We start from the raw sequence: 18,251 nt of genomic DNA, 5'->3' as shown, positions 1-18,251 counted from the left end.
GTCAGGTCCTTCCGGAGGATGCGTCCGCGGGCACACGGATCAGGCGGTGGATGTCGGGCGGCACCGGCCGCCCTGCGGCGGTGCGTTCCCGGGCGAAATCGCGCGCCATCCGCGCGAGCTCGGCATCCGTACGGAGCTCGAGCCCGGCCACCGCCGTGAGGTCGATGTCCATGAAGACGAGCTTGAGGACGGCATGCCGCCAGTCGTGCTGGTCCAGGTGGTCGCGGGCGAAGGCGCCGGCCGCTGCGGCGACCAGGCCGCGGTCATTGGTCCGCAGCGCATCGGTGGCGAGCTCGAGGCCCGTCGGCACGAGGTCTGCGGTCAGCCCGCCGTCCCCTCGCTCGGTCGAGGCGTTGAACCAGCGAAGCACCCCCCTCCGCTCGGAGGAGTCGCCCCGGAGGTAGAGGGTCCGGAGGGTCTCCGCGTGTCGGATCGGGTCGAGGACGGAGGCGAGGTGATCGAGGAGGTGGACGCGCGCCGCGTCGTCCTCGGTGCCGCGGAGGATGCCGGTCGGATCGCCTGACGGATCGAGTGGACAGCGACCCGCGAAGCGTCCGGCTCCGGGGAAGATCCGATGCACCGATTCGGGATCCTGGGACACTTCCCCGATCGCGTCGGCCATCCATCGGAGGCGGCGGCGTCGGGCGGGGACCTGCTGCCAGGCGTCCTGCAGTGCGAGCATGCTGGCGGCCACCAGCGCCGGCCCGTCGTGCGAATGGCGCGGCAGTTCCACGGCGGCGATCCCGTCGAAGCCCATCTCGTCGAGGGTTGCGAGGGCCAGCGTGAGGTCGGCGTCGCCCTCGCCGAAGGGAAGGTGTTCGTGATGCGTGTGCGGCATGTCGTCGAGCTGCACGTTCGCGAGGAGATCCCCGGCCTCGAGCAGCGCCCCGCGGATGCCGTCGGGCTCCACGACGACGCAGTGGCCGATGTCCACCGTGATCCGCAGGTCACCACCCCCGATGCGCTCGCGGAGGCGGAGCGCGTCACGGACCGTCTCCACGACCATCCCGGGTTCCGGTTCGATGGCCAGGACCACGCCCGAACGGGCAGCGGCCTGCACCAGTACGCGCACCCGCTCCTCGAGGCGCTGCCAGGCGTCCTCCTCGGAATCTCCCTCCCCGAGGACCCCGGAGAAGAAGGAGACGCAGCGGGCGCCCAGGGCGGACGCGATCTCGATCGACCGGTGCATGAAGTCCATCCGACGATCCGCGTCCGCGTGCACGAGGGCCGGGTGATGCTTGCACCTCGGGTCGAGAAGGAAGCGGACCCCGGTCTCGATCACGACCGCCAGGCCCAGCCGGTCGAGGTGGTCGCGGAGTCGCTCGAGTTCGGTCGGCAGGTCGGCGTTCCACGGATCGAGGTGCGGATGGCCGATCGTCAGGGCGACAGCCGAGTAGCCCTGCTCGGCGACGAGTTGCAGTGCCGTGTCCAGCGGATGGTCGGCGAGTCCGTTGGTGCCGTACCCGAGGTGGAACCGCCGGGTCCCTGCAGTCCGCGCTGTTTGATCGTTGCTCATGTCTCGCTCACCTCTCCTCCACGACGCCGTGTCCGCAGGAGCGCACCGGCGAGATCGACGGCGGCGAGGAACGCGGCGGCGCCGGCGCGCCCGCCCCGCACGCCGGGAAGGACGAGAGCGGTCTGGAGCGGAACCATCGCACGGATGCCCTGCTTGGTCGCTTCCCTCGCGCGGGGGCCGCTCGGCTCCGCCACCGCGCTCCACTGCGCCGGGAGGCACCGGAGGGCGTAGGCGAGCGCACCCGCTATCGCGAGGGGATCGGCTCCCAGGGAAGGAGCGCGACGCCGGGAGGCGATGACTACCGTCGTGAGCGTGGTGGCCGCGGAGACGCCGGCGGCCAGCGGTCTGCTCGTACCGTGGACCTCTCCGCGCGACAGCGCGGTGACGCCGATGGTGTGGGCGGCCATGACGAGGGCCGGCCCGGCGGCGCGGGCGGCCCCGTCGGTCCCCGCGCCGAGCAGCACATCGAGCCCCCGGCAGCCGCCCATGAGGAGCGGGCCCGCCACCGGATGCGGCTTCGCCACGAGATCGTAGGTCCAGATGCACAGCGTGAGCGGCAGGGCGATACCGAGCGCGCGTCGCCCTCCGGCCGCTGCGGCGAGGGCGAGCCCGACGGCGGAGAGCGACGCACCCAGGCCGAAGGCCCGCCGGGCGGAGACCCGCCCCGAGGGTATCGGCCGCTCGGGCCGTTCCTCGGCGTCGAGTGCGCGGTCGGCGAAATCGTTGAGCGCCATCCCCGCCGCATACAGGCATGCGCTGGCGGCCGGGAGCAGGAGGACAGACCGACGGCGACGTGCGGTCCGGCTGCCGGCGGCCGCGTGCCCCACGAGGCTGTCACCGAGGACGGTGAGCACGGCGGGAGCGCGCACGAGTTCGAGGTACGTTCCGAGATCGGTCATGGGTCAGGCGCCCGTCGAGGAGGGGTTGGCGAGGAGCCGCAGGGTTTCCCCGGCGTCGTGGGCCCAGTCCACGAGGTGCCGGTGCTGCGCCGCGAAGGAATGCTCGTCGCTGCCCCAGGGGTCCTTGAAGAACAGTCCGAGCGCCGGGACGTCGCCGGTCCAGCCCGCCGCATCGGCGAGCGCCATCAGGCGTGCGAGGTCGAGGATCATGGGTGCCGCGAGAAGTGAGTCGTAGGCACTCCACGTCGTCTGCAGGGTGATCCGCGTGTCGAGGAACCCGCGCGCGCTCACATGGTCCCAGGCGACCTTCGTCTCCCCGAGGTCGGGGACGTTGTCGATGTGCAGGGGCGTCACCGCACCGCCGGTGAGTTCCCTGAGGCCGCGGTTCTTCGACTTCAGCTTGCCCTTCACCGCATCGGGATCGGCGAGCGTCGCGCCGTCGCCGCCGCCCAGGAGGTTCGTGCCGGCCCAGCTGCTGATGCGGAGGCCGCGGGCTGAGAAGGCAGGCGCGAGCACCGAGCGCAGCCAGGTCTGGCCCGTCTTGCCGTCCTGTCCCGCGGTCGGGATCCCCCGCTTCAGGGCCAGCTGATGCAGGGCCGGGATCCGCAGGGCGGTCGAGGGGGTGAAGCAGATGTACGGAGAACCCGCGAGGATCGCCGCGTATGCGCCCACGGAACTGGGGGGGAGCAGACGTCGCCCGGGCTCTCGGAGGGCGGCCTCGAGCAGGTCGAGGTCCTCGAACTCCGGCGCCGGCCCGGGCATCGGTTCGGAGGATGCCACGTCGATGACGATCACCCGCTCGAGGCCGGCGTCGCGCTGGAAGTCGGTGATGTCGCGTGCCATCCGTGCCGCCGCCTGGGACTGGGACTCGGTCCCCTCCGTGCCCAGATAGCCCCGCCGTACTCGGGAGTCGGCCTGCTCGAGTGCCGCCTGCAGGGGACCGAGGAGCCGCGCCGGGATCATTCCCGACTCGACCAGCAGTTCCGCGCGCTTGACCATTCCGACCGCGGAGACGTCGTGCCCGGCAATGACGAGATCCGTGTACCGGGGGAGCGGGACGTCGTCGAAGTCCTTCTGTCCCGTCACCGTGCCGGTCGTGTCGGTCAGCCCCGCGGCGAGAGCCGCCAGCCCGAGGGCGGCGGTGGTCGCAACAGAGCCCCGCGCGCCGATGAGCCAGAGGCCGGTGGCCCCGAAGGTGGCGGACCCGGTGGCCCCGCCTGTTGGAAGAGATCCCGGTACCCTGTCCTGCGCGTCCACTCTGGCTCCTTTGCCGACACCGATGAAGCGATCGCCGAGCGTGGGTCAAGAGGGTGAGACCTCGCCGCCTGTCAGGGACCGGGCCGGTCGGACCGACGGCGCGCCGCCGGTTCCGGATGTCCTGTTCAGGTGATCGCTACTCGACGGTACGAGGGGGCATCGAGTAGCCGCACCAGTACGTACTACCTGTTCTCGCCGACGCGGTACTTGGAGCGCCGAGTACCGTCAGGGTGCGGGTACCAGCGGCGGTCCGGCTGAGGGTCGGCACCGTGCTCGTTAGAGTTGCCGCATGACAGACATTCAGCACGTGACACTCGACCTGACGTCCGACGTAGCCCACCTGACAGCGCGCCTGCTCGACATCGAGAGTGTCTCCGGCAACGAGGCGGGCATCGCGGACGCCATCGAGCAGGCCCTGCGGCGCGTGGACCACCTGGAAGTGGTGCGCGACGGCGACTGCGTCATGGCGAGGACCGCCCTCGGGCGCCCCGAGCGGGTCATCCTCGCCGGGCACATCGACACCGTGCCCCTCCCGACGGTCCCCGGTGCGCGCGGCACCGTGCCGTCCGCGTGGGACGGCGACGTCCTGTACGGACGGGGAGCCACCGACATGAAGGGCGGTGTCGCCGTCCAGCTCGCGCTCGCGGCGGCCCTCACCGAGCCCACGCGGGACATCACGTTCATCTTCTACGACCACGAGGAGGTCGAGGCCTCCCTCAGCGGACTCGGCCGGGTGGCGGCGTCCTACCCCGAGTGGCTGACGGCGGACTTCGCGGTGCTCCTGGAACCGACGGACGGCACCGTGGAGGGCGGCTGCAACGGCACGGCGCGCTTCGACGTCCGGGTCACCGGCAGGGCGGCACACTCGGCGCGTGCCTGGCGGGGCGTCAACGCGATCCATGGTGCCGCCGAGATCCTCGTCCGCCTGCGGGACCACGAGCCGGCCACCGTCCACGTGGACGGCCTGGACTACCGGGAGAGCCTCAACGCGGTGACGATCACCGGGGGCACCGCCGGGAACGTCATCCCGGACAGCACGGTGATCGAGGTCAACTACCGCTTCGCCCCGGACAAGACGCCCGAGCAGGCCGAGGAGTACGTCAGGGCGCTGCTCGACGGGTTCGACGTCGAGCGGACCGATGCGGCCGCGGGGGCGCGACCGGGCCTGCAGCACCCGGCGGCGGCGGCGTTCGTCGCGGCAGTCGGCGCCGACCCGAAGCCCAAGTACGGCTGGACCGACGTGGCGCGGTTCAGCGCCCTCGGGGTGCCGGCGGTCAACTTCGGTCCCGGCGACGCGCTCCTCGCACACACGGACGACGAACACGTGCATGCCGACGCCATCCGGGCGTGCCTGGGAGCCCTCGTGACCTGGCTGTCCTGACAGCCCTCCCACGACGAAGGACCCGGCAATCCGCCGGGTCCTTCGTCGTTCCTGCCCGGGAGACGGCTCCCCGGTCAGGTGGAGGCCGCGTCCATGGCGATCGCGCCCACTACGGCGGGCTTCCGTCCCTTGGTCCTGAAGCTCAGGAGGACGGACAGCCGTGTGGCGAGGGTGGACAGCGCGAAGTTGATGATGATGAAGATCGCGGCGGCGACCATCAGGGACGGGATGATGTTGCCCTCGCCGACGCCGAGCCGGCGCATGTACTGCAGGAGCTCTGGGTAGGTGATGATGAAGCCCAGCGCCGAGTCCTTGAGGATCACCACGAACTGGCTGATCAGGGCGGGCAGCATGGCGATGAGGGCCTGTGGCACCTCGATGCTGCGCAGCGACTGGTTGGCCGTCAGGCCGATGGCCATGCCGGCCTCGCGCTGGCCCCTGGGCAGCCCCTGGACCCCGGACCGGACCAGCTCCGCGATCACGGAGCCGTTGTAGAGCGTGAGGGCGATGACCACGGCGATCAGCGGCGCGTCCTGGGGTTGCACGGCACCGGAGCTGCCGAGCGCCAGCCAGAAGAAGATCATCATGAGCAGCACGGGGACGGCCCGCAGGAACTCGACGACGATGCCGGCGACCCACCGGACGGGCGCCAGGTGCGAGAGCCGGCCGACGCCGAAGATCAGGCCGAACAGGACCGAGGTGACGATCGCGATCGCCGCCGCCTTCAGCGTGTTGACGAGCCCCGGGAGGATGAAGAACTCCCAGGTCCTCGACTCGAGGAAGGGCGTCCACATGCTCGCCTCGAGCTGCCCCTTCTCGGCCAGCGTCGAGATGATCCAGGCGAGGATACCGAGGCCCACCAGCACCCCGACGATGTTGCCGATCAGGATGTTCCGGCGCGCGCGGGGGCCCGGCGCGTCGAAGAGGACCTGCTGCGCGCTCATCGTGCCACCGCCAGTTTCCGTGAGGCCCAGGTGGTCAGCAGCCCGATGGGGATCACGAGGACCACGAAACCGAGGGCGAAGGTGAAGAAGATCGGGATCACGAGGTCGGAGCGGAACTCGATCATGGTCTTCATGAGGCCCGAGGCCTCGGTGGCCACCGACCCCGCTGCGGCGACCGTCGAGTTCTTGATGAGCGCGATCAGCACGTTCCCGAGAGGCGCGATGGCGCCGCGGAAGGCCTGCGGGAGGATGATGAGGCGCGCCGCCGGCAGGAAGCTCAGGCCGATCGCCCGTGCGGCCTCGGCCTGCCCGAGCGGGACGGTGTTGACGCCGCTACGGATGGCCTCGCACACGAAGGCCGCGTGGTACACGGCCAGGCCCACGATGGCGATGCGGAACAGGCTCGCGTTCAGATCGGCCGCCAGGCTGATCTGCATGACGGAGAACAACCCGAGGAAGCCGAAGGCCAGGATGATGGTCAGCGGCGTGTTGCGGAAGATGTTCACGTACGCCGCGCCGAACCACTGCAGGCTCGGGATGGGGGAGATGCGGAACAGGGCCAGCACCGTGCCGATGGCGAGCGCCCAGATGGCGGCCCAGAACGACAGTTGGATATTGACCCAGAACGCGGCGAGCACGTCATAGGTCTCGAACAGCGACAGGTAGTCCTCCACGGTTCACCTCTTTCCTGGTGGGGACATGGCATTGGCGGGGCGGTCCGGGGACCACCCCGCCAATGGGGAGCGATGCTATGCGCAGGGCTCCGGCTCGGGCGGGTTCAGCTCCGCATTGAAGGTGTAGTCGGCACCCTCGGTGTTGCTGGTGATCGCCTCTTCCCAGGCGCCGTCACCGATCATCTTGGTGATCGCCGAGTTGATGTCCCCGCACCTGTCGCTGCCCTTGGGCAGGCCGACCCCGTACCTCTCCTCGGAGAAGGTGTTGCCGACGACCTTGAACTTGCCCGCATTGGCTTCCTGCGCGGCGAGGCCGGCGAGGATGATGTCATCGGTGGTGACGGCGTCGATCTGGCCGCCGCCCATCGCCGTGACGCACTCCGCGTAGCCGGGCTGCTCGACGAGCTGTACGCCCGGGTACTGGTCCTTGATCTTCTGGGCGGACGTGGAGCCCGTGACCGAGCAGAGGTTCTTGCCCTCTAGGTCCTCGGGGCCGGTGATGTCGCTGTCCGTGGGGACGAGGAGGTCCTGGCCCGCGACGAAGTACGGTCCCGCGAAGTCCACGGTCTCCTTGCGGGTGTCCGTGATCGAGTAGGTCGCGAAGATCATGTCGACCTGCTCGTTGGCCAGCAGGTTCTCGCGGTTCGCGGACGGCGCCTCGACCCATTCGATGTTCTCCTCGGACACCCCGAGCTCGGCTGCCACGTACTTCGCGACGTCGACGTCGAAGCCGGAGTAGGAGCCGCCCTCGTCGTAGCCGAGGCCCGGCTGGTCGAACTTGATGCCGATGCGGAGGCTCTCGCCGCCGCCCTCGCCGCCGCCGCCGCCTTCGCTCTCGGCGCTGTCGCCGCCGCCACAGGCGGACAGCGTGAGTGCTGCTACGGCAGCCACCGCGGCTGCTGCATATCGGGTCTTTCGCATTGGTTCTCCTTGCGTCGCGGCCTCGGAAGGCCCTCGTGGGTTCTGGTGATGCGGGGGATCAGTGCGAGAGGATCTTGCCGAGGAAGTCCTTGGCGCGGTCGCTCTGCGGATTGTTGAAGAACTCCTCGGGCGTGGCCTCCTCCATGATCTGGCCGTCGGCCATGAAGATCACGCGGTCGGCGGCGCGGCGGGCGAAGCCCATCTCGTGGGTCACGACGATCATGGTCATCCCCTCCTTGGCGAGCGAGACCATCGCGTCGAGGACCTCGTTGATCATCTCGGGGTCGAGGGCCGAGGTCGGTTCGTCGAACAGCATCACCTTGGGCTTCATGGCGAGGGCCCGGGCGATGGCCACGCGCTGCTGCTGGCCACCGGACAGCTGGGCGGGGAGCTTCTGGGCCTGGTTGTCGACGCCGACGCGCGTCAGCAGCGACATGGCGAGTTCCTTGGCCTCGGCGCCCTTCATGCCCCGGACCTTGATCGGGCCCAGCGTGACGTTCTCGAGGATCGACTTGTGCGCGAAGAGGTTGAACGACTGGAACACCATGCCGACGTCGGCGCGCAGCTTCGCGAGGGCCTTGCCCTCCGCGGGGAGGACCTTGCCGTCGATGGCGATCTCGCCGTCGTCGATGGTCTCGAGGCGGTTGATGGCACGGCACAGGGTCGACTTCCCGGACCCGGAGGGCCCGATGACCACCACCACCTCACCGCGCCCGACCTCGAGGTTGATGTCGCGCAGGACGTGGAGATCGCCGAAGTGCTTGTTCACGTTCTTGAGCGAGACGAGGGGGCTTCCCGGGGACGCGGGCGTAGCCGGTTGCGGTTCACTTGTCATGGGAGAAATCTAGCGAACTATTCCTCTCCAGCAATACACCGGGAAGGAATGGGGACGATTGTGATTAAAGTGCAACCAGTGGCGTGTCCAGTACGCCGGCCATCCCCTCACGGCTCGCACCATTGGTTAGCCTAGGACAATGTCTCACTCCCAGCAGTCCCCGGCCGGTGATCGCATCGGACCTTCCAGCGCAGACGAGGGCGCCCCGCAGGCCGTGCCCGACGGGCCCGCGGGGCAGGCCTCGAACGGCACGTCCCGCGCCCGTGCGAACGGTGCGCCTGCGGTCAGGGCGTCGCGGCACAAGGGCCCGGTGGAACTGAGGCGCGGCCAGGCGGCGGCTCCGCAGTCCGACAGCATGCTGCTGGATACCGATACCAGCGCGGGATTCACGCGCACCGACCCGTGGCGCGTGCTGCGTATCCAGAGCGAATTCGTCGAGGGGTTCGGTACGCTGGCCGACCTCGGCCCGGCCATCAGCGTGTTCGGGTCCGCCCGCACGCCGCGGGACTCCTCCTTCTACGCCATCGGCGAGGAGGTGGGCCGGCGCCTCGTGGCGTCGGGGTACGCCGTCATCACCGGGGGAGGCCCGGGCGCCATGGAGGCCGCGAACAAGGGCGCCTGCGAGGCGGGCGGCGTCTCCGTGGGCCTCGGTATCGAACTGCCCTTCGAGCAGGGCATGAACGAGTGGGTGGACCTGGGGATCAACTTCCGGTACTTCTTCGCGCGGAAGACGATGTTCGTCAAGTACGCCAACGGGTTCATCGTGCTGCCGGGCGGCTTCGGGACCCTCGACGAGCTGTTCGAGGCGATGACCCTCGTCCAGACCCGCAAGGTCACCTCCTTCCCGATCGTGCTCATCGGCGTCGACTACTGGCGCCCGCTCATCGACTGGATCGAGGGCACGCTGCTCACCGAGGGCACCATCTCGGAGAAGGACCTCTCGCTGCTGCAGCTCGTCGACACGGCGGAGGAGGCCGTGCGGATCGTCGCGGCCTCGTCGGGGCACCGGCAGGCGCCGAGCGCTGCGTCCGGGCACCACTGACAGGCGATTCTGGCACCATTGCGGTGTGACTATCTTCCTGGTGATCCTCGCCGTCCTGCTCGTGGGAGGGACCGCCCTGCTCGCCTCGGGACGCCCGCTTCCGGTGCTGCTCCGGCGTCCCGGTGCCGCCGTGCGGGCGGACCCGGCTGCCCGTCCGGCGGGTGGAGGGGCGGGTGGCGGGCTCGGCCTCGTCGAGCCGGTCGCCGGCCTGCCCCCGGTCCTGCTGCCCGAGAAGCCCTCCGCGCCCGACGTCGACGCCGTGCGGTTCGGCCTCGGCCTCCGCGGCTACCGCATGGACCAGGTGGACGAGGTCCTCGACCGGCTCGCGGCTGCCCTCGCCGAGCGGGACGCCGTCATCGGTGAGCTGCGCTCGCGGCTCTCCGCGCAGGACGCCCGGCGATGAGCGGCGCGGTCCCGGGCTCCGACGGCAGGCCGCGGTGCGGGTGGGCGGTCTCCAGTGCCGACTACGAGCTGTACCACGACCTCGAATGGGGCCGCCCCGTCCGGGACGAGGCCGGACTCTTCGAACGGCTGAGCCTGGAGGCCTTCCAGTCCGGCCTGAGCTGGATCACCATCCTGCGGAAGCGGGACGCGTTCCGGAGCGCGTTCGCGGGGTTCGTCCCGGAGGCGGTGGCGTCCTTCGACGAGCGCGACGTCGCGCGGCTCATGGCCGACGCCGGCATCGTCCGGAACCGGCGGAAGATCGACGCGACGATCGCCAACGCCCGGGCCCTCCTCGCACTGCCGGAGGGCACCACGCTCGGCTCGGTCCTCGCCCGTCACCGCCCCGAGGCCGGCCCCGCGCCCGCCACCCTGGCCGACGTCCCGGCGGTCACGGACGAGAGCACGGCGCTGGCCCGCGACCTCCGTGGCCTCGGTTTCCGCTTCGTGGGCCCGACGACGGCGTACGCCATGCTGCAGGCCACGGGATACGTCGACGACCACCTCCGGGACTGCTGGGTCCGGGCGAGCGCGGGGCGCACCGCCGACACGGGGCCGCCCGCGGGTGCCGGTGCGCCCACCGGGCCCCATGATGCCGCGCCCGATGACGGCGCGGCATGAACGGTCCGGACACCGCCGCGACTGCCGCGACGGTGCGGCCGGTCCGGTGGCGGGCCCACTGGGCCGTGCAGGTGCTGGCGGTCTTCGTCGCCGGCCGCCTCGTGTCCACCGCGATCTTCCTGCTCGCTGCGGCGCGCCAGGGTCCCAGCCCGTGGTCAGGCCCCGCCCCCGGCTACGGCGCCTTCATCAACTTCTGGGACAGCGGCTGGTACGAACGGATCTTCACGGAGGGCTATCCGTCCGAGTTGCCGCTGGATGCTCTGGGCATGGTCAGCCACAACCAGTGGGCGTTCTATCCCCTGTACCCGGGCCTCGTGCGCGGCCTGGCCGCGGTCACCGGCCTGGGGTGGGGGGTCCTCGCGCCGGTCGTGTCGGTGGCCGCGGCGGCCGGTGCCTCGCTCGTCATCTACCGCCTGTTCAGGCTGCGCGCCGAGCATCGGACGGCGCTCGCGGGGGTCGCCGTCGTGTCCTTCGCCCCCGTCGCGGCGATCCTGCAGGTGCCGTACGCGGAGTCGCTGCACCTGCTGCTGCTGGCCTCGGCGCTGTACCTCGTCTCGGTGGGCCGCTACGGCGCGGCCCTGCCCGTCGTGGTGCTCATGGGCCTGGCGCGCCCGGCCGGGGTGCCTTTCGCGATCGCCATGGGGATCCTGTTCCTCCACGCACTGTGGGCGGCGCGCCGCGGAGACGATCCGGGGGCCCGCCGCACGGCGGCGGGACGCGTGCTCCCGCTGTTCCTGCTCGGCGTGGTCTCGTCGGCCGCGGCGGTCGCGTGGCCGCTCATCGCCTGGGCCGCGACAGGTCGGCCCACGGCCTACGTGGCGACGGAGACGGCCTGGCGGGGGGAAGCCCTCGTCCCGTTCCTGCCCTGGTTCGAGGCGCCGGCCGCCCTCGTCGGGCCCGCGGCGGGTGTGCTGGTGGTCGTCGGCCTCCTGATCGGGGCGGCCGGGATGTTCCTCGCGCCGTCCGTGCGCTCGATCGGCCTCGTGCCCGGCGCCTGGTGCGCCGCGTACCTGCTCTACCTCGCCGCGTTCTGGGACCCGCAGTCGAGCACCTGGCGCATCCTGCTGCCGCTGTTCCCCCTGGCCCTCGCCGTCGCCGCCCCGCGCGGGGGGCGGCTGCTCTGGGTGCTCCTGCCCGTGTGCGTGGTGGCCCAGTTCCTGTGGGTGGACTGGCTCTGGGCGTGGACCCCGACCGGCCCGGACGGGGATTATCCACCATGATTGTGATCCACGCCGCACCTGAATTAGCAGGTGCAGGACTTGTGCTGAATAATAAAGGTGATGACGTGCACATCGGGGCCCTGTACAGGTCGCTGCGGTGGAGCACCGTTTACTGTTGCGCTACCGCTGATCGCGGTCGCGCCCTGTTGAAAGGGACACCCCCATGGCTGCCATGAAACCGCGTACCGGCGATGGACCGATGGAAGTCACCAAGGAGGGGCGCAGCCTCATCATGCGGGTGCCGATCGACGGCGGCGGACGCCTCGTCGTCGAACTCAACGCCGAGGAGGCAGGCCGTCTCAAGGATTGCCTGCTCGACGTCACGAACCAGCTCGCGCGCTAGGTCCCGCCGGACCGTCAGGCGCGCTGCTTGACCGCCAGGAGGAGTCCGCTGCCGGTGGGCAGGAGCGCCGACACGAGGGCGTCGTTCTCGCGGACCATCCGGCCCACCTGACGCAGGGTGTTGGTCGACTGCTCGCGGACGGCCGGCTCCGCCACCCGGTCCTGGTCCAGCGCGTCGTTGACGATCATGATCCCGCCGTCCTTCAGGAGGCGGGTAGCCTGCTCGACGTACGCGGGGAGCCCCGGCTTGTCGGCGTCGATGAACACCAGGTCGTAGGCCGCATCGGTGAGCCGTGGCAGCACGTCCGCGGCGCGCCCGGAGATGGTCCGCGTGCGGTTCGAGGGGATGCCCGCTTCCGCGTACGCCTCCCGCGCGGCACGGAGGTGGTCCACGTCCGAGTCGATGGTCGTCAGGACCGCGTTCCGGCCGAGGCCACGCAGCAGGCAGACGCCGGAGACGCCCGCGCCCGCGCCGACCTCGACCGCCGTCGTGGCCTTGGACGCGGCCGCGAGCACGGTCAGTGCCGCCCCGACGGCCGGCGTCACCGGGGTCACGCCGAGTTCGTGGGACCGGTCACGCGCCCTGAGCAGGGTGTCGTCCTCCTCGGGGAGCCCTTCGGTGTAGGACCAGCTGCTGTGTTTGTCGGCGGCCATGGACATCCATTCTGTGAGCGCGGGAGATTCCGGGGGGCCGTCGGCAGGCCGGAGCCCCGCCCCAACACTACTGTGCGGCGCGGGCGCACTTCCATGCGGGGCCCGCGGCGGGCCCGCGCCGGCCGCCGCCCTGCCAGCGAGTTCCCAGCTTGGTGGGAAAGACTTTTCTTTCGGGACATCCGGCGCGAGCACGGTCTCGAATCCCTGGCACCACCGTCCAGCCTCACGGCGACGGGCGGAGCAGGTCCGGAAGTCGAGGCGAAGAGGGGAACATGATGTCCAGTGTGAAGGCGGCCCAGGCAGCCGGGGAGGCGATTCCCGCCGCGGATGCGCCGATCCTCGACGAGCACGGGAACCCCTGGGTGGCGCCGTCGTGGGAGGAAGTCGTCACCAACTACTCGCCCAAGGTCTACCGGCTCGCCTACCGGCTCACCGGCAACAGGTTCGACGCCGAGGACCTCACGCAGGAGGTGTTCGTCAGGGTCTTCCGGTCACTCGCGAACTTCAAGCCGGGCACCCTCGACGGCTGGCTGCACCGCATCACCACGAACCTCTTCCTCGACCAGGCGCGCCGCAAGACCCGCATCCGCTTCGACGGGCTGACGGAGGAAGCGGAGAGCCGCCTGCCCAGCAAGCATCCCGGCCCCGAGCGCAGCTTCGAATTCAACAACCTCGACATCGACGTGCAGGCCGCCCTGGAGGAACTGCCGCCGGACTTCCGCGCTGCCGTGGTGCTCTGCGATCTCGAGGGCCTCGCGTACGACGAGGTGGCCCGGGTGCTCGGGGTCAAGCTCGGCACCGTACGCTCGCGCATCCACCGGGGCCGGACGATGCTGCGGGAGAAGCTCGCACACCGGGACCCCCGCGCGGCCGGCAAGAGCGGCTCCGCCCTGGGCGTCCCGCGGATCGCGGGCCTGGGCTGAGGACCATGCTCCATCCCCAGCGCTCCCTCCAGGACCTCGTGGACGGTGAGTTGTCGGATCGACGGCGGATCGCCGTGGAACGTCATGTCTCCCGCTGTTCCTCCTGCGCGGCCGCCCTCGAGCGGATCCGCGGGCTGAAGAGCGCCCTGCTGGGTCTCAGCCGGCCGCAGCCGCACCCCGACTTCCAGCGCCGGCTGCTCTCGTCGGGGTCCGGTGGTTCCCCGGAGCCCCGCGGAGTGACGATGGGCTCGAGCGCGGCCTTCGTGCGCGACCACGACGAGCAGGTCGGAACCCGTCGTCGCCGTCGTCCGGTCCTCGCCGCTGCCGGCGGCTCCGTCGTCGTCGCGGCCGCCATCCTCGCCTCGGCCTACGTCGTGGGCTCGGAGGCCCGGCCGGTGGCGGCGGGCTCGGCTGCGGGGACGACGGCGCTGCGGTCGGGCTGGGAGTCGGTGGCCCCGCAGACGCCCACCTTCCTCGACACGGACCAGCTCGAGACGCTGCGGGCGGGCGGCTGGTACTGCCCGGAACTCGAGGCGCTCGGGTTCACGCTGCGGAGCGCGGAGGGCATCACCGTGGGCGGCAGGCCCACTCTGGAACTCGTCCTCGAGAACGACGGCGACACCGTGACCGTCTACGAGCAGAGGAAGGTCGGCGGTGGCGCGGAGCGGCGGATCGCCCCGGTGCCCCTCAACGCCGCGACCGGCAACACCGTGGCCTCCGACGGTTTCGAGCACGTCGGCGGTACGGCCCAGGACGTCTGGGTCCGTGCCGGGGAGCCCTGGCAGGCGGTCCTCGACTCGCCGTCGGTCACGTACACCGTGGTCTCGGACCTGCCTCCCGCCTCCATGCCGCAGACCCTCAGACAGCTCGTCACCACGGAGCACGCGCAGCTCTCGCTCGCCCCGCAGGGGCAGGAGGACTCGATGGTCGATCGCATCATCCGGGGCCTGTCGATGATCACCCACCCGCAGGACGACGCCGGATAGGTCCGGGACGGGACGGGAAGGTAGTCTTTTCTCGTGTTGGGAATCAACGGTCTCGAACTCGTGGTCCTGGTGCTGATCGCCGTCATGGTGCTCGGCCCGGAGCGGCTTCCGGAGTACGCTGCCCAGCTCGCCCGGCTCGTGAAGGGGCTCCGGCGCATGGCGACCGGGGCGCGGGAGCAGCTCCGCGAGGAGGTGGGCCCCGAACTCGACGAGGTGGACTGGCGGAAGCTCGATCCGCGCCAGTACGATCCCCGGCGCATCATCAAGGAAGCGCTGCTCGACGACGTCGAGGACGCCTTCAAGCCCGTCAGCGACGGTGCACCCAGGGCCGTCCCGCCGGCCGCATCCGGCGTCGCACGCCCCGCCCTCTCCGTGCCGGTGAGCCCCCGGCTCCCCGTGGGGCAGGCCGCACCCTACGATCTCGAGGCCACCTAGGACTCCCGGGACCCGCCCTTCCGGTGTCAGCGGATGCTGACGGGGAGGTTCAGTCCTGCCAGGCCGCGGGGCCGCCGTGCGAGGGCCGAGGCGATGGACTCCAGCTCGGCGCCGGCGGCCGAACCGCCCCCCTGCAGGACGAGCGGCATGCCGGCGTCGCCTCCTTCGCGGAGGGCCACGTCGAGCGGGATGCTGCCGAGCAGCGGGATCCGTGAGTCCAGCGTCGTCGACAGCCGCGCGGCGACCGCATCGCCTCCGCCCGAGCCGAACAGCTCCAGCCGCGTGCCGTCGGGGAGTTCCAGCCAGGACATGTTCTCGATGACGCCTGCGACGCCCTGCCCGGTCTGTGCCGCCATGGCGCCCGCCCGCTCGGCGACGTCCGCGGCCGCGCTCTGCGGCGTGGTGACGACCAGGAGTTCGGAGCGCGGGAGCAGCTGGGCGACGGAGATCGCGATGTCGCCGGTACCCGGGGGGAGATCGAGGAACAGCGCGTCGAGGTCGCCGAAGTAGACGTCGGTGAGGAACTGCTCGAGGGCGCGGTGCAGCATGGGGCCGCGCCAGGAGATGGGCTGGTTGCCCTCGACGAACATGCCGATCGAGATCACCTTCACGCCGTGGGCGACCGGAGGCAGGATGAGCTCGTCCACCCGCGTGGGCTGCTGCGTGATGCCCATGAGGGCGGGGACGGAGAAACCGTAGACGTCGGCGTCCACGATGCCCACGCGGAGCCCCTGGGCGGCCATGGCGACGGCGAGGTTGACCGTGACGCTCGATTTGCCGACCCCGCCCTTGCCGCTCGCCACGGCGTAGACCCGCGTCAGCGACTCCGGATCGTTGAAGGGGATGCCGCGCCGGCCGCCTGCGCCCTTCAGCTGCTCCTTCAGCGCGTCGCGCTGCTCCTGGTTCATGACCCCGAGGTCCACGTCGACGCCGTCCACGCCGTCGACGGCGGTGAGCGCCGCCTCGGCGTCGCGCGTGATGGTCCCGCGCAGCGGGCAGCCGGCGATGGTCAGCAGGACGCGGATCCGCACCCTCCGTCCGACGATCTCCACGGACTCGAGCATGCCGAGCTCGGTGATGGGGCGGCGCAGCTCGGGGTCGATGACCGTGTCCAGGGCCGAGCGCACGGCCTCCTGGGTGGGCAGGTCGCCGCTCACCGGGACTGCTTCCTCCCGGCGGCCTGGACCTTCGGCAGGGTGACGGTGTTCTCGGACGGTTTCCGCGGCTTCCGCTTCTGCAGCGTGAGTTCCTGCCCGTCCGTGGTCTCGAGCAGTTCCTCGAGGATGGAGCGGAGCTCGGAGCGCACGTAGTCGCGCGTGGCGACCTCCCGCAGCGCGATCCGGAGTTCGGCGATCTCCCGCGTCAGGTACTCGGTGTCCGAGAGGTTCCGTTCGGCGCGCTGGCGGTCCTGCCGCAGCGAGACGCGGTCGCGGTCGTCCTGCCGGTTCTGGGCGAGCAGCAGCAGGGGCGCCGCGTAGGAGGCCTGCAGGGACAGCATCAGCGTGAGGGCGGTGAACCCGAGCGCCGCGTTGTCGAAGCGGACGTCCTCCGGCGCGAAGGAGTTCCAGCACAGCCAGAGGATGCAGAACACCGTCATGTACAGCAGGAACTGCGGCGTGCCCATGAAGCGGGCGAAGTTCTCGGTCGCACTGCCGAAACGGTCGGGGTTGGGCCGCGGCCTCAGGAGGAAGCGCTTCCGGACCACCCGGGGCGTGTCCAGCCCACGCGACGTCGACCTGATCTTCTCAACCACGGCGGTCGCCTCGCTTCTGTCCCGGTGCATCGTCCTGTGCCCGCCAGTCGTCGGGCAGCAGGTGGTCCAGCACGTCGTCGACGGTCACGGCGCCCACGAGCCGGCCCTCCGTGTTGACGACGGGCAGTGAATTCAGATTGTAGGTCGCGAGGATGCGCGACACCTCGCTGACGTTCGACTGGTCGCCGATCGCCTCGAGGTCGGTGTCGATGATGTTGCCGAGGGGCTCCGGTGGCGGGTAGCGCAGCAGCTGCTGGATGTGCACCACGCCCAGGTAGCGGCCGGTCGGTGTCTCCAGGGGCGGCCGGCAGACGAAGATCGATGACGCCAGCGCGGGGGTCAGTTCCTCGCGCCGCACGTGGGCGAGCGCTTCCGCGACGGTCGCCTCAGGAGAAAGGATCACCGGCACGGTGGTCATGAGGGACCCGGCGGTGTCCTCCTCGTACTCGAGCAGGCGGCGCACGTCCTCGGCGTCGTCGGGCTCCATGAGCTGGAGCAGCTCCTCCTTCTGCGCCTCGGGGAGCTCGTTGAGGAGGTCCGCGGCGTCGTCGGGGTCCATCTCCTCGAGGACGTCGGCCGCCCGCTCGCGCGTCAGGGAGGTGAGGATCTGGACCTGGTCGTCGTCGGGCAGTTCCTGCAGCACGTCGGCGAGGCGGTCGTCCTGCAGCTCGCCGGCCACCTCGATGCGCCGCTTGTCGTTCATCTCGTGCAGCGCGTCCGCGAAGTCGGCGGCCTTGAGATCGTCATGCTGCGCGACGAACTGGGTGGCTCCCTGCGGTTCGTCCGTGGTGCCGTGGAGGGCGTCGAGCCAGTCGATGATGAGGCGTTCCCCGCCGCGGCGCAGCCCGCGCAGGGCCGACGAGCCGCCGCGTCGCACGAAGAGCTGCGACACGTGCCAGTCGCCCGTGCGGTTGCGCTCCATCGCGACGTCCTCGACGACGGCGTTCCCGCTGCCGTCACGCAGGGTGAGGCGGCGGTCGAAGAGCTCGGCGACCATGAGCATCTCGGCGCCGCGCTGCTCGAAGCGGCGCAGGTTGACGAGGCCGGTGCAGATGATCTGGGACGGGTCCATGGAGGTGATGCGGGTCATCGGCACGAAGACGCGCTTCTTGCCGGGGACCTCGACGACGAGGCCGATGACCTGCGGCGGTTTGGCGGGACCACGGTCCAGCACGACGGCGTCCCGCAGGCGACCCAGGCGGTCACCGAGAGGGTCGAAGACATCGAGGCCCAGGAGTCGGGCGACGAAGACGCGGGTTGAGTTGCTAGTCACCTCCCTAGGCTATCGGGCGCGGCACCACTGGGCGGCATCGGAGTCGGCCGGGGCAGGGGTTGTCCAGCCGCCGGTCAGCGGATCGTCAGCGGACCGGCAGTTCTCTCCCGGCGAAGTGCCACCCATCGGCGGGG

Annotated in this window: 20 protein-coding genes; 9 read left to right on the top strand and 11 right to left on the bottom strand. The window is 70.8% G+C overall.

The features are described 5' to 3' along the window. Window position 1: 1 nt before the first annotated feature. Genes MWM45_RS12180 through MWM45_RS12170 form a run of 3 tightly spaced genes read right to left on the bottom strand, consistent with a single transcriptional unit; the run spans window position 2 to window position 3,672 of the window. The gene (locus MWM45_RS12180; RefSeq protein WP_247826671.1) at window positions 2-1,516 is read right to left on the bottom strand and encodes an EboA domain-containing protein; all 1,515 of its coding nucleotides are present in this window, start codon (window positions 1,514-1,516) and stop codon (window positions 2-4) included. Continuing rightward, complete coding sequence (locus tag MWM45_RS12175; RefSeq protein WP_247826670.1) at window positions 1,513-2,415, bottom strand: SCO3242 family prenyltransferase; 903 nt, start codon at window positions 2,413-2,415, stop codon at window positions 1,513-1,515. The genes MWM45_RS12180 and MWM45_RS12175 overlap by 4 nt, the downstream gene beginning before the upstream one ends. A 3-nt stretch (window positions 2,416-2,418) precedes the next feature. Beyond that, window positions 2,419-3,672, bottom strand: coding sequence for an inositol-3-phosphate synthase (locus MWM45_RS12170; RefSeq protein ID WP_247826669.1), 1,254 nt, complete (start codon window positions 3,670-3,672; stop codon window positions 2,419-2,421). A 289-nt stretch (window positions 3,673-3,961) separates the two neighbouring features. Between MWM45_RS12170 and dapE the strand changes: the two genes are divergently transcribed. Further along, a complete protein-coding gene (gene dapE, locus MWM45_RS12165; RefSeq protein ID WP_247826668.1) occupies window positions 3,962-5,053 on the top strand; it encodes a succinyl-diaminopimelate desuccinylase in 1,092 nt (363 codons plus the stop codon). A 74-nt stretch (window positions 5,054-5,127) separates the two neighbouring features. Here dapE and MWM45_RS12160 read toward each other — a convergent pair whose 3' ends face one another. The 4 genes from MWM45_RS12160 to MWM45_RS12145 form a co-directional block, all read right to left on the bottom strand. Beyond that, window positions 5,128-5,997, bottom strand: a complete 870-nt coding sequence (locus MWM45_RS12160) for an amino acid ABC transporter permease (protein WP_247826667.1) — start codon at window positions 5,995-5,997, stop codon at window positions 5,128-5,130. Next, on the bottom strand, window positions 5,994-6,671 hold the full coding sequence (locus MWM45_RS12155) for an amino acid ABC transporter permease (RefSeq protein WP_247826666.1): 678 nt from the start codon (window positions 6,669-6,671) through the stop codon (window positions 5,994-5,996). Before MWM45_RS12155 ends, MWM45_RS12160 begins: the two co-directional genes overlap by 4 nt. Window positions 6,672-6,746: 75 nt before the next feature. After that, window positions 6,747-7,592: a glutamate ABC transporter substrate-binding protein gene (locus tag MWM45_RS12150; protein WP_247826665.1), complete on the bottom strand. Its 846-nt coding sequence runs from the start codon at window positions 7,590-7,592 to the stop codon at window positions 6,747-6,749. Window positions 7,593-7,650: 58 nt separating this feature from the next. Further along, complete coding sequence (locus tag MWM45_RS12145; protein ID WP_247826664.1) at window positions 7,651-8,427, bottom strand: amino acid ABC transporter ATP-binding protein; 777 nt, start codon at window positions 8,425-8,427, stop codon at window positions 7,651-7,653. 139 nt (window positions 8,428-8,566) lie between these two features. On the opposite strand from MWM45_RS12145, the gene MWM45_RS12140 reads away from it, so the two are divergent. From MWM45_RS12140 to MWM45_RS12120, 5 genes are all read left to right on the top strand, one after another. Next, a complete protein-coding gene (locus tag MWM45_RS12140; protein ID WP_247826663.1) occupies window positions 8,567-9,469 on the top strand; it encodes an LOG family protein in 903 nt (300 codons plus the stop codon). A gap of 25 nt (window positions 9,470-9,494) precedes the next feature. Continuing rightward, window positions 9,495-9,872, top strand: a complete 378-nt coding sequence (locus tag MWM45_RS12135) for a DivIVA domain-containing protein (RefSeq protein WP_247826662.1) — start codon at window positions 9,495-9,497, stop codon at window positions 9,870-9,872. After that, window positions 9,869-10,531: a DNA-3-methyladenine glycosylase I gene (locus tag MWM45_RS12130; protein WP_247826661.1), complete on the top strand. Its 663-nt coding sequence runs from the start codon at window positions 9,869-9,871 to the stop codon at window positions 10,529-10,531. The genes MWM45_RS12135 and MWM45_RS12130 overlap by 4 nt, the downstream gene beginning before the upstream one ends. Beyond that, the gene (locus MWM45_RS12125; RefSeq protein ID WP_247826660.1) at window positions 10,528-11,751 is read left to right on the top strand and encodes a hypothetical protein; all 1,224 of its coding nucleotides are present in this window, start codon (window positions 10,528-10,530) and stop codon (window positions 11,749-11,751) included. Before MWM45_RS12130 ends, MWM45_RS12125 begins: the two co-directional genes overlap by 4 nt. A gap of 163 nt (window positions 11,752-11,914) precedes the next feature. Next, the gene (locus tag MWM45_RS12120) at window positions 11,915-12,094 is read left to right on the top strand and encodes a DUF3117 domain-containing protein (RefSeq protein WP_043441012.1); all 180 of its coding nucleotides are present in this window, start codon (window positions 11,915-11,917) and stop codon (window positions 12,092-12,094) included. Window positions 12,095-12,108: 14 nt separating this feature from the next. On the opposite strand, the gene MWM45_RS12115 is transcribed toward MWM45_RS12120, so the two are convergent. Continuing rightward, complete coding sequence (locus MWM45_RS12115; RefSeq protein WP_043441015.1) at window positions 12,109-12,747, bottom strand: O-methyltransferase; 639 nt, start codon at window positions 12,745-12,747, stop codon at window positions 12,109-12,111. 275 nt (window positions 12,748-13,022) lie between these two features. Between MWM45_RS12115 and sigE the strand changes: the two genes are divergently transcribed. The 3 genes from sigE to MWM45_RS12100 are packed head-to-tail and all read left to right on the top strand — an operon-like array spanning window position 13,023 to window position 15,091. Continuing rightward, window positions 13,023-13,670, top strand: coding sequence for an RNA polymerase sigma factor SigE (sigE, locus tag MWM45_RS12110; RefSeq protein ID WP_418909768.1), 648 nt, complete (start codon window positions 13,023-13,025; stop codon window positions 13,668-13,670). A 5-nt stretch (window positions 13,671-13,675) separates the two neighbouring features. Beyond that, on the top strand, window positions 13,676-14,656 hold the full coding sequence (locus tag MWM45_RS12105; RefSeq protein ID WP_247826658.1) for a zf-HC2 domain-containing protein: 981 nt from the start codon (window positions 13,676-13,678) through the stop codon (window positions 14,654-14,656). 33 nt (window positions 14,657-14,689) lie between these two features. Beyond that, the gene (locus MWM45_RS12100; protein ID WP_247826657.1) at window positions 14,690-15,091 is read left to right on the top strand and encodes a twin-arginine translocase TatA/TatE family subunit; all 402 of its coding nucleotides are present in this window, start codon (window positions 14,690-14,692) and stop codon (window positions 15,089-15,091) included. A gap of 26 nt (window positions 15,092-15,117) precedes the next feature. Here MWM45_RS12100 and MWM45_RS12095 read toward each other — a convergent pair whose 3' ends face one another. Genes MWM45_RS12095 through MWM45_RS12085 form a run of 3 tightly spaced genes read right to left on the bottom strand, consistent with a single transcriptional unit; the run spans window position 15,118 to window position 18,117 of the window. Beyond that, complete coding sequence (locus MWM45_RS12095) at window positions 15,118-16,248, bottom strand: Mrp/NBP35 family ATP-binding protein (RefSeq protein WP_247826656.1); 1,131 nt, start codon at window positions 16,246-16,248, stop codon at window positions 15,118-15,120. Next, window positions 16,245-16,844: a DUF1003 domain-containing protein gene (locus MWM45_RS12090; protein ID WP_247826655.1), complete on the bottom strand. Its 600-nt coding sequence runs from the start codon at window positions 16,842-16,844 to the stop codon at window positions 16,245-16,247. The genes MWM45_RS12095 and MWM45_RS12090 overlap by 4 nt, the downstream gene beginning before the upstream one ends. Then, the gene (locus MWM45_RS12085) at window positions 16,837-18,117 is read right to left on the bottom strand and encodes a magnesium transporter MgtE N-terminal domain-containing protein (protein WP_043441023.1); all 1,281 of its coding nucleotides are present in this window, start codon (window positions 18,115-18,117) and stop codon (window positions 16,837-16,839) included. Before MWM45_RS12085 ends, MWM45_RS12090 begins: the two co-directional genes overlap by 8 nt. Between the last annotated feature and the right edge of the window lie 134 nt (window positions 18,118-18,251).

Origin of the sequence: Arthrobacter antioxidans (assembly GCF_023100725.1) — a bacterium.
GTDB classification, from domain to species: Bacteria; Actinomycetota; Actinomycetes; order Actinomycetales; family Micrococcaceae; genus Arthrobacter_D; species Arthrobacter_D antioxidans.
This window is presented reverse-complemented; position numbering and strand designations above follow the sequence as displayed.

Excerpts from the sequence above, each read along its gene's own strand:
- MWM45_RS12180 (WP_247826671.1), bottom strand. The coding sequence starts at position 1,516 with ATGAGCAACGATCAAACAGCGCGGACTGCAGGGACCCGGCGGTTCCAC.
- MWM45_RS12175 (WP_247826670.1), bottom strand. The coding sequence starts at position 2,415 with ATGACCGATCTCGGAACGTACCTCGAACTCGTGCGCGCTCCCGCCGTG.
- dapE (WP_247826668.1), top strand. The coding sequence starts at position 3,962 with ATGACAGACATTCAGCACGTGACACTCGACCTGACGTCCGACGTAGCC.
- MWM45_RS12160 (WP_247826667.1), bottom strand. The coding sequence starts at position 5,997 with ATGAGCGCGCAGCAGGTCCTCTTCGACGCGCCGGGCCCCCGCGCGCGC.
- MWM45_RS12150 (WP_247826665.1), bottom strand. The coding sequence starts at position 7,592 with ATGCGAAAGACCCGATATGCAGCAGCCGCGGTGGCTGCCGTAGCAGCA.
- MWM45_RS12145 (WP_247826664.1), bottom strand. The coding sequence starts at position 8,427 with ATGACAAGTGAACCGCAACCGGCTACGCCCGCGTCCCCGGGAAGCCCC.
- MWM45_RS12140 (WP_247826663.1), top strand. The coding sequence starts at position 8,567 with ATGTCTCACTCCCAGCAGTCCCCGGCCGGTGATCGCATCGGACCTTCC.
- MWM45_RS12130 (WP_247826661.1), top strand. The coding sequence starts at position 9,869 with ATGAGCGGCGCGGTCCCGGGCTCCGACGGCAGGCCGCGGTGCGGGTGG.
- MWM45_RS12125 (WP_247826660.1), top strand. The coding sequence starts at position 10,528 with ATGAACGGTCCGGACACCGCCGCGACTGCCGCGACGGTGCGGCCGGTC.
- MWM45_RS12120 (WP_043441012.1), top strand. The coding sequence starts at position 11,915 with ATGGCTGCCATGAAACCGCGTACCGGCGATGGACCGATGGAAGTCACC.
- MWM45_RS12115 (WP_043441015.1), bottom strand. The coding sequence starts at position 12,747 with ATGGCCGCCGACAAACACAGCAGCTGGTCCTACACCGAAGGGCTCCCC.
- sigE (WP_418909768.1), top strand. The coding sequence starts at position 13,023 with ATGTCCAGTGTGAAGGCGGCCCAGGCAGCCGGGGAGGCGATTCCCGCC.
- MWM45_RS12105 (WP_247826658.1), top strand. The coding sequence starts at position 13,676 with ATGCTCCATCCCCAGCGCTCCCTCCAGGACCTCGTGGACGGTGAGTTG.